We start from the raw sequence: 8,747 nt of genomic DNA on the forward strand, positions 1-8,747 counted from the left end.
CATACCAATATATAAAGAGCCCCAAATGAGTAATCGTTTGGGGCTCTTATGTTTCACGTGAAACCTTTTGGAGAGTGAAGATTAGTGAAGTGAACGTTTCATTAGCCTGAATAAGCTTTATCCCAATCCTTCCAAACCGGTTCAAGCCCAATAGACCGCACTGATTTTGCAACCTCTTCGGCACTGCGTTCATCACTGATAGAAAATTGCTCCAACTCCACTGCAGGGTTCGCATAACCTCCTGGCTGCGTTTTTGACGCGGCTGAAATACTGGTAATACCCAGAGGGATAACATTATCTCTAAACACTGCGGATTCCCGAGTCGATAGAGAAAGCTCCACTTCAGGGTTCAGTATTCGATACGCACATATTAACTGAACAAGCTGTTTATCTGTCATCACAGACTTTGGTTGCAATGCACCTTCACATGGCCTTAATCGAGGAAATGAAATCGAGTAACGAGTCTTCCAGTATTTTCTCTCCAGATACTCTAAATGAGCAGCAGTAAAGAAACAGTCAGTTCTCCACTCTTCCAAACCAATCAATGCACCAATACCCACTTTATCTATGCCAGCTTTTGCCAGCCGATCTGGGGTTTCAAGCCTAAACAGGAAGTCAGTTTTGTTTCCTCGAAGGTGGTGTTGTGAATAGGTGCTAGGGTGATATGTTTCTTGGTATACCATGACCGCATCTAAGCCCAGAGATTTGAGCTCAACATATTGTTGCCACTCTAGCGGTTGAACTTCCATTGCCACATAGCTAAATCGCTCTTTAATCTCAGGTAATGTTTTACGAAAATAACTCATCCCAACTTTCGATTCATGCTCTCCTGTCACTAACAGGACACTATCGAAATTCATCTGCTTAATCGCTTCAACTTCTTCAGCTATCTCTTTCCTATCGAGTGTTTTACGCTTTATTCGATTCTCCATGGAGAACCCACAATAGGTACAAGCATTCGCGCATAAGTTTGACAGGTAAAGAGGTATATAAAAGGAGATTGTATTACCAAATCTCTGCCGAGTCATAGCCTGTGATCGTTGTGCCATCAGCTCTAAGTAAGGTTCCGCAGCAGGAGAGATTAAGGCTTTAAAGTCCTCTAATGTACATTTTGGTTTACTCAACGCCAGCTCAACATCGGCAGCAGTCTTAGCATAAATAGACAGTCTGACGTCATCCCACTTCAGTTTTTTAAATTCATCAACAAAGCTCATTATCGCCCCTAAACTGAATCTAGAAACGAGGTTAACGGACTTGACCCAACAGCTTGTTTCACAACTCCTGCCAGACCTGATTCATAAGCCAACCGACCTGACTCTACTGCCAGCTTAAATGCGATTGCCATCTGGATAGGATTTGGAGAGGAAGCTATAGCGGTATTCACAAGAACAGCATCCGCACCCATTTCCATCGCCAGTGCGGCATGAGATGGAGCGCCAATGCCAGCGTCAACTACAACAGGTATGTTGGCTTGATCGATAATAATCTCCAGAAAATCCTTCGATGCGATCCCTTTATTTGACCCAATTGGCGCGCCTAACGGCATCACTGCCGCACAACCTACCTCTTCAAGTCGCTTACACAATACAGGGTCGGCATGACAGTAAGGCAGCACAACAAATCCATCATCGACGAGTTGCTCTGCGGCCTTCAATGTTTCAATAGGATCTGGCATTAGATATTTCGGATCTGGATGAATCTCCAACTTTAACCAGTTTGTACCAAGAGCCTCTCTTGCAAGATGAGCAGCATAAACGGCATCCCGCGCGGTTTTAGCTCCCGAAGTGTTGGGGAGAAGGTTAATTCCAGACTGCGTTAATGGCTGGAGAATATTGTCTGACTGGTCATTAATATCGACTCTTTTAAGCGCCATAGTTGCCAACTCAGATTCAGATTGGAGTATCGCTTGCGTCATCAATTCATTACTTGCGAATTTTCCAGTTCCGGTAAAAAGACGAGAACGAAATTTTTTTCCTGCAATCGTAAGCATTATTAGCCTCCAGCAATAGCTTGAAACAGCGAGATTGAATCGCCGTCATTAAATATGAAATGCTGCCATTGTGATTTTGCAATAATGCTCTCATTCACAGCAACCGCGCAGCCTTCCGTCTTCAAACCTAGATCATTAAGCAGCCAAGAGAGTGTCTGACATGACTCAATAGTGATTGGTCTATTATTGAGTGTTAGATTGATCATCAACTTATTATTCCTTTATATGATGTTGTTGAACTGACGGAGTTGCCACTTGGCAAACAGAGCAATCGGAGTCTTGGCTGAACGTTAATGTTTCCCAGCTTAGCTCCAGCCCATCAAACAGGTGTATTTCTCCGGAATTGATTCGGCAAGACTGAGTAAGCAGCTTGATGACTTGCAGCGCTTGAAGGTTGCCTATGACGCCAACTACTGGCCCCATAATCCCCAGTTCATTGCAGCTACTGGCTTGAGGAAGGTTCTGATAGGGAAACAGGCAATGGTAGCAAGGGGTACCGTTTTGATAGCTAAATGTTGTTAGCTGCCCTTTCCAACCAATCGCAGAGCCTGATACCAGTGGCGTTTTATGCTGATAACAAGCCAGGTTTATTCCCTGTCTAGTTTCTATATTGTCACTGCAATCGACAACAATATCCGCCATCATCACTTCTATATCCAATTGCTGACCATCAAGAAGAGCATCCACAACCCGAACCTTGGTATCAGAGTTCAACGCCGATAGTTGGCGCTTCATCGCGATGACTTTCATGCTGCCAATATCATTTTCTTGATAGATGACCTGTCGTTGTAAATTAGAACTCTCGACCGTATCACCATCTGCGATGACGAGTTGTCCAACCCCAGAAGCTGAGAGATAAAGGGCTGAAGCAGAACCCAAGCCACCACACCCCACAATAAGTACTGACGCTTTATTTAATTTTGATTGCCCTATTTCTTGTATCTCAGGCAGTGATATCTGCCGCTGATAGCGTAAAAATTGTTGGTCAGTAAGAGAATGACTTAGCATAAAACCTCCTCTCTACGCTCTTGGTACGCATTCATAATATTGTTGAAGTCTGCAATGGTTTCCCTTGGATTCGTTGATAGGGTTATCGCTCGAACCACCGCTAGGCTTGAAACCCCACACGACCAGACCATGCTTGCGGTCGATAAATCAATACCACCAATCGCTACTGTCGGTATACCGGACTCCTGAGAGTTATCATTCATCTGATTAATCAAACCTTGATACAGTTTCAACCTCGTAAGGCCTTGAGGTTTAGATGGCATTTGTTTCGTCGTGGTTGGGAAAATATGCCCTAGTGCAATGTAACTTGGTGACAGTTGGCTAATGCGGAGCAGTTCATGATACCCGTGCGTGGAAACACCTAAACACATTCCGCTTGTGGCAATCTTCTGTAAGTCGGCAGTTTCGATGTCCTCTTGTCCTAAGTGCACACCAAAAGCACCATGCTTGATAGCAAGCTCCCAATAGTCATTGATGAATACCTGAGCCTGATATTTTTCTCCGAGTCGAATAGCTTGAACGATCTGCTCTTCTAAATCGGCCGTTGATGGATCTTTAATTCTGAGTTGAATGGTTTTAATACCAAGTAATAGTAACTTTTCAATCCATTCGGCACTGCTCACGACCGGGTACAAACCTAAACTATCCTTCCTCAATGTCTTAAAGGCTACAGGTGAGGTAGATTGAGACTGGTGCAATTGATCAGCTTGTGATGGCTTTAGTTCAGAATTGAGCTTACTCGGCATCAGAGCCGGTACAGGAAAGGTACTAAAATCGACTGGCCATGTTTCACGTGAAACATCATAAACATTTGAATCTGTTTTTACGGAGATACTCGCTCTCGCCAGAACAAGCGCATCTTCAATTGGAAAGCCTAAACATAACGATGTAATCAACCAAGCAAGATGACTCTCCAAAGTAGAATGAGTTCCTTGACCTTCATCACGTAAGTATTTTTGTTTATCAGAAGCGATTTGACTGCGAATTTCATCGCCACATCGCCAAATATCAAGAGCCTGATTTTCGTGAAAACCACCAATAAATATGACAGATGGCTTTTCGGCGAGAAGATTCGTTGCGTCAAACAACGATGGTTGCGAGTCGTAATCCAACACAAATTTGAGTATATGAGTTGCTCTTTCTTCAGCCTTCAAAGCACTCGCTAAAGCAAATTCAACATTCGTATCATCGGATAAAAGTCGGAAGGCACGAGTTTGGCTAACACCCAACTCGATATCCCCAATGCTAAACCCATGCTGTTCAGCTATCAGCAAACATCGCTGCACCTTCCCTGTTAACTCAACGTGCTGAGCAGGAATTTGCAATTTCATGCTTACTCCTCCTCCACAATCACGTTGTTACTTGTGTTAGATTGAGCAGAAGATATAGGGTGATACAACTCAGAACCTGAAGATAGAAACTCGTGTGATTTTTGACGCATGCCTTCTAAAGGATCATTCAACATCTTGATGTCAATTGCTTGATCTGCCGCTACCTGCTTGGTGTCTTTCGCATATTCTCGGACTTCTTGAGATATCTTCATCGAGCAAAATTTAGGGCCGCACATTGAACAGAAATGCGCTACTTTTCCCGACTCTTGGGGTAAGGTTTCGTCATGAAATGCTCGTGCGGTTTCGGGATCGAGTGCTAGGTTAAACTGATCTTCCCAGCGAAATTCGAATCGAGCTTTCGATAATGCGTTATCACGAATTTGAGCCCCAGGATGCCCCTTAGCAAGATCGGCAGCATGTGCGGCAAGCTTGTAAGTAATCATCCCTGTTTTGACATCTTCTTTATTTGGTAGACCAAGGTGTTCCTTCGGGGTGACATAACAGAGCATCGCACAGCCATACCAACCTATCATTGCAGCACCAATACCTGAAGTGATGTGATCATAACCTGGTGCAATGTCAGTAGTCAGTGGCCCCAATGTATAAAATGGCGCTTCATGACAGTGCTCCAATTGCACGTCCATATTCTCTTTAATCATGTGCATTGGAATGTGTCCGGGGCCTTCAATAATTACTTGTACATCGTATTCCCATGCAACTTTAGTTAACTCACCTAATGTTTTTAATTCCGAGAACTGTGCTTCATCATTTGCATCGGCAATAGAACCCGGTCGTAAACCATCTCCGAGAGAAAGAGCGACATCGTACTTGGCGCAAATCTCGCAAATTTCACGAAAATGAGTATAGAGGAAACTCTCCTGATGATGCGCTAAACACCACTTAGCGATGATTGAACCACCGCGCGAAACAATGCCTGTAACACGTTTAGCGGTCATAGGCACATAACGAAGAAGCAAGCCAGCGTGGATGGTGAAGTAATCAACGCCCTGTTCAGCTTGCTCAATTAATGTATCGCGCATCACCTCCCAATTAAGGTTTTCAGCAATGCCATTCACTTTTTCTAGCGCTTGGTACATTGGCACGGTGCCAATAGGTACAGGGCTGTTTCTTAGTACCCATTCACGTGTCTCATGAATGTTTCGACCAGTGGAGAGATCCATGACAGTATCAGCTCCCCATCGAGTTGCCCAAATCAGTTTTTCAACCTCTTCTTCTATCGATGAACTCACTGATGAGTTACCTATATTGGCGTTTACCTTAACAAGAAAGTTTCGACCAATGATCATTGGCTCAGATTCTGGGTGGTTGATATTTGAAGGAATAATCGCTCGACCTTCAGCAACCTCTTTACGCACAAATTCAGGTGTAATTTCTTTGGGTAAGTTAGCACCAAAGCTGTGCCCTGCATGTTGGTGATTTAACTGGCCATCAGAGAATTTCTGTCGGCCCATGTTTTCTCGAATCGCAATGAATTCCATCTCTGGGGTGATAATGCCTTTACGTGCGTAATGCAATTGTGTCACACACTGGTTTGCTGCGGCACGGCGTATACTTGGCAAGTTCCCATATCTCAGATCATTCAGTGTTTCATCTTCTAGTCGCCCTTTCGAGTAGACTGAGCTAACACCTTCTAAGAGCTCAGTATCAGCACGCTCTTCTATCCACGCATCTCTTATCTTAGGTAGACCAGAATAGACATTCACATTATGGCTTGAGTCAGTGTATGAGCCTGACGTGTCATAAACTTGTATAGGCTCATTCGATGAATACAGCGGAGACTCCTTCGAACCACCAATGAGGCTGTCCGCAAGAGATATTTCTCGCATAGGTACACGGATGTCTGGACGCGATCCGTTGATGTATGTTTTTTTTGAGTTGGGATATGGCTGAACAGATAGTGAAGCAATGTTTGATTTCGCATTAAGACGCGATGTTTTTCGACTTGACGACATAGCAAATTCCTCGTAATAACTGGGATAATTGCTTGTCGGATTGTGTAGCAAGAGGCCATAGTTTCAAGGCTCATATTGCAGATTATCAATATATTTAGAATATATAAGAAGTATGCAATACAACTCTCAACCTAAGGTTAGTTTTTCTCTTGTTCCCTTCGTAGGTATTAACCTAATCAGGTTCCACGGATCCCGCATTGCGGTCTCAGCTCGTACTTTATGTGTAAGTACTAAGCACTCCGACAAGTTCCATTCAATATCTTTAATTAAATATTGAGCAGTCGGAGTATAGGGAATCCATGGGCTAATTGAAATGAAGAACACACCACAACAGCTAGTGTCACTAGAAAATGTGATGTGTTCCACGTGAAACTATTTTTTTCGATTCGCTAACGTCTTACTCAAACGCTTCAAATGAGACGATTTATGCTCACGATATGAACCAATTTTATTCGACCCATCATGATCTCTACCGTGTTTTAATGTCTTTGAAACGGCGACACGCTGTGATGAATAGATACCAGTATGGCCACTAAAATAATATGCTGTATAGCATGCGAGGGCAAAATAAGGCAGATACTCACCACCAAATAGCTCAACGCCCATAATTGTACAAGCCAATGGAGTATTCGTCGCAGCCGCAAAAACAGCCAAGAAGCCCAAAGCAGCGAACAGGTCAACAGGCGCTCCCATGACCCAAGCAAGAAAGTTGCCTAATGTCGCTCCAACAAAGAACAGCGGAGTAACTTCACCACCTTTATAACCCGCAGCAAGTGTGATTGCTGTAAGTAGTAATTTAACTATCCAACTGTACCATTCCGCCCCTCCAGCAGAGAAAGCAGAGGTAATACTTACGCCACCTTCGCGACTAGGATAGACACCAATACCAATGTAGTCATAGTTCCCCAACAACTGCGCTAGAATAATGACAATGACCCCACCGACAACAACGATAAGGTAAGGGTTCTTTAACACCGCATTGAACAAATCTTTCAACCCGTGAGTCAACTCTCCAAATAAGTATCCTGCCAATCCAAACCCAACAGATGCAATGATAACTTTGCCCATAAGCACGATATCAATATCGATATTATGACCAAAGAGTGTGCTCACTTGATCAAAGCTAATCAAGTAATGAGTATGGTGAGCCCCCCAAGCTGATGCCACAACATTAGCTAATATTGCCGCTAGCAACGCTGGTATTATCGCATTGAATTTAATTCGCCCAATAAATAGAACTTCTAGAGCAAAAATAGCACCTGTAAACGGAGTTCCAAAAATTGATGCAAAACCAGCAGCGACACCCGCTGTAAGCATCATTTTTCTATCTTGTTCAGACAGCTTAAATACTTTAGATAACCAATCAGTCGTTGCTCCACCGATTTGAACAGCCGTCCCTTCACGGCCTGCAGAACCACCAAAGAGATGCGTAATAACAGTAGTAAATAGGACAAGTGGTCCCATTCTAACCGGTACGCCTTCACCTGCTTGATGAATCTCATCCATGATAAGGTTATTACCTCCAGCGGAGTTCTTTCCCCAGTTTCGGTAGCTATAAACGATAGCTAAGCCTGAAATAGGCAGTAAATAAATCAACCAGGGGTTATCAATTCGTGCGAGCGTCGCCTCACTTAACAACCATAAAAAAAAGGCATTGAATGAACCGACAAGCAAAGCAACAGGAAGAACGAGGAGTGACCAGCGTAATACTTGATATAAATTTTGAGGATTTCGACTAAGTGGGTGTGACATATTATTTATCTTTTAATAATAGTGAATCAAAAGGATAGTCAATCTTAGAGGGAGAGTGAAATAACAATCGACCTACTATAGACGGATCTTTCCCGTGTCAATCAGAGTCATCTAATTGGGGTATACGTTATAGTAGGAATCATTATCTCATTAATTGAGCGGTTAAAGGTGGAAATCCATCACCTGAGCTAGATTAGAATCTCAGCTCATTGAAATGTTACTCCTACATATGAAAAGAATCAAGACAACTCATACTTGAATAAATAGAAATAACGTCACTTTTTGGGGTGGGAAGAAACTGATTAAATAGATATTCCCTCCAATATATTCACTCGAATTATGGTGAGATTTTAAAAGTTACAGTTGTCACAAGTGGTGAACTTTAGCGGGTTCACTAGATAAACGAAGACACTAGCTTGCTAGTGTCTTGAATGTACAGATGTAAAAAAGCCCTAATCTTTCGATTAGGGCTTTTTTAATAAGTGGTGGAGGGATAGGGATTTGAACCCTAGAACCGCTATTAACGGTTGCCGGTTTTCAAGACCGGTGCTTTCGACCACTCAGCCATCCCTCCACAAATTGTTACTAAATATAAGTCTTATCTAAGATGCTTATTATCTAGTTTTTGCTTTTAGATATCCTTTAATACAAAGGTAAATCTAAAAACTTAATTAAAGCCTGGCGATGTCCTAC

General features: G+C 43.0%; 7 protein-coding genes, 1 tRNA gene and 2 riboswitches. All 8 genes read right to left on the reverse strand.

Going from position 1 to position 8,747, the window contains the following annotated elements:
• Window positions 1-101: 101 nt before the first annotated feature.
• A complete protein-coding gene (gene thiH, locus FCV43_RS00560; RefSeq protein ID WP_136993709.1) occupies window positions 102-1,214 on the reverse strand; it encodes a 2-iminoacetate synthase ThiH in 1,113 nt (370 codons plus the stop codon).
• 8 nt (window positions 1,215-1,222) lie between these two features.
• A complete protein-coding gene (locus tag FCV43_RS00565; protein ID WP_136993710.1) occupies window positions 1,223-1,990 on the reverse strand; it encodes a thiazole synthase in 768 nt (255 codons plus the stop codon).
• A gap of 2 nt (window positions 1,991-1,992) precedes the next feature.
• Window positions 1,993-2,196, reverse strand: a complete 204-nt coding sequence (thiS, locus tag FCV43_RS00570) for a sulfur carrier protein ThiS (protein WP_136993711.1) — start codon at window positions 2,194-2,196, stop codon at window positions 1,993-1,995.
• Between the two features lie 7 nt (window positions 2,197-2,203).
• Window positions 2,204-2,998, reverse strand: coding sequence for a HesA/MoeB/ThiF family protein (locus FCV43_RS00575; protein WP_136993712.1), 795 nt, complete (start codon window positions 2,996-2,998; stop codon window positions 2,204-2,206).
• Window positions 2,992-4,329 carry a thiamine phosphate synthase gene (locus FCV43_RS00580; RefSeq protein WP_136993713.1) on the reverse strand — a complete coding sequence of 446 codons (1,338 nt, stop codon included), beginning with the start codon at window positions 4,327-4,329 and terminating at the stop codon, window positions 2,992-2,994. Before FCV43_RS00580 ends, FCV43_RS00575 begins: the two co-directional genes overlap by 7 nt.
• 2 nt (window positions 4,330-4,331) lie before the next feature.
• Window positions 4,332-6,302 carry a phosphomethylpyrimidine synthase ThiC gene (gene thiC / locus FCV43_RS00585; protein WP_136993714.1) on the reverse strand — a complete coding sequence of 657 codons (1,971 nt, stop codon included), beginning with the start codon at window positions 6,300-6,302 and terminating at the stop codon, window positions 4,332-4,334.
• A gap of 136 nt (window positions 6,303-6,438) precedes the next feature.
• Window positions 6,439-6,554: riboswitch (TPP riboswitch) on the reverse strand.
• A 120-nt stretch (window positions 6,555-6,674) separates the two neighbouring features.
• On the reverse strand, window positions 6,675-8,054 hold the full coding sequence (locus tag FCV43_RS00590) for a voltage-gated chloride channel family protein (protein WP_113797025.1): 1,380 nt from the start codon (window positions 8,052-8,054) through the stop codon (window positions 6,675-6,677).
• Window positions 8,055-8,180: 126 nt separating this feature from the next.
• Window positions 8,181-8,247: riboswitch (Fluoride riboswitch) on the reverse strand.
• Between the two features lie 290 nt (window positions 8,248-8,537).
• Window positions 8,538-8,628: transfer RNA gene (locus tag FCV43_RS00595), tRNA-Ser, on the reverse strand.
• Window positions 8,629-8,747: the final 119 nt, after the last annotated feature.

The organism is Vibrio genomosp. F6 (genome assembly GCF_005146325.1).
Lineage (GTDB): Bacteria > Pseudomonadota > Gammaproteobacteria > Enterobacterales > Vibrionaceae > Vibrio > Vibrio cortegadensis.

Coding starts and splice junctions, on each gene's coding strand:
- thiH (WP_136993709.1), bottom strand. CDS start 1,214: ATGAGCTTTGTTGATGAATTTAAAAAACTGAAGTGGGATGACGTCAGA.
- FCV43_RS00565 (WP_136993710.1), bottom strand. CDS start 1,990: ATGCTTACGATTGCAGGAAAAAAATTTCGTTCTCGTCTTTTTACCGGA.
- thiS (WP_136993711.1), bottom strand. CDS start 2,196: ATGATCAATCTAACACTCAATAATAGACCAATCACTATTGAGTCATGT.
- FCV43_RS00575 (WP_136993712.1), bottom strand. CDS start 2,998: ATGCTAAGTCATTCTCTTACTGACCAACAATTTTTACGCTATCAGCGG.
- FCV43_RS00580 (WP_136993713.1), bottom strand. CDS start 4,329: ATGAAATTGCAAATTCCTGCTCAGCACGTTGAGTTAACAGGGAAGGTG.
- thiC (WP_136993714.1), bottom strand. CDS start 6,302: ATGTCGTCAAGTCGAAAAACATCGCGTCTTAATGCGAAATCAAACATT.
- FCV43_RS00590 (WP_113797025.1), bottom strand. CDS start 8,054: ATGTCACACCCACTTAGTCGAAATCCTCAAAATTTATATCAAGTATTA.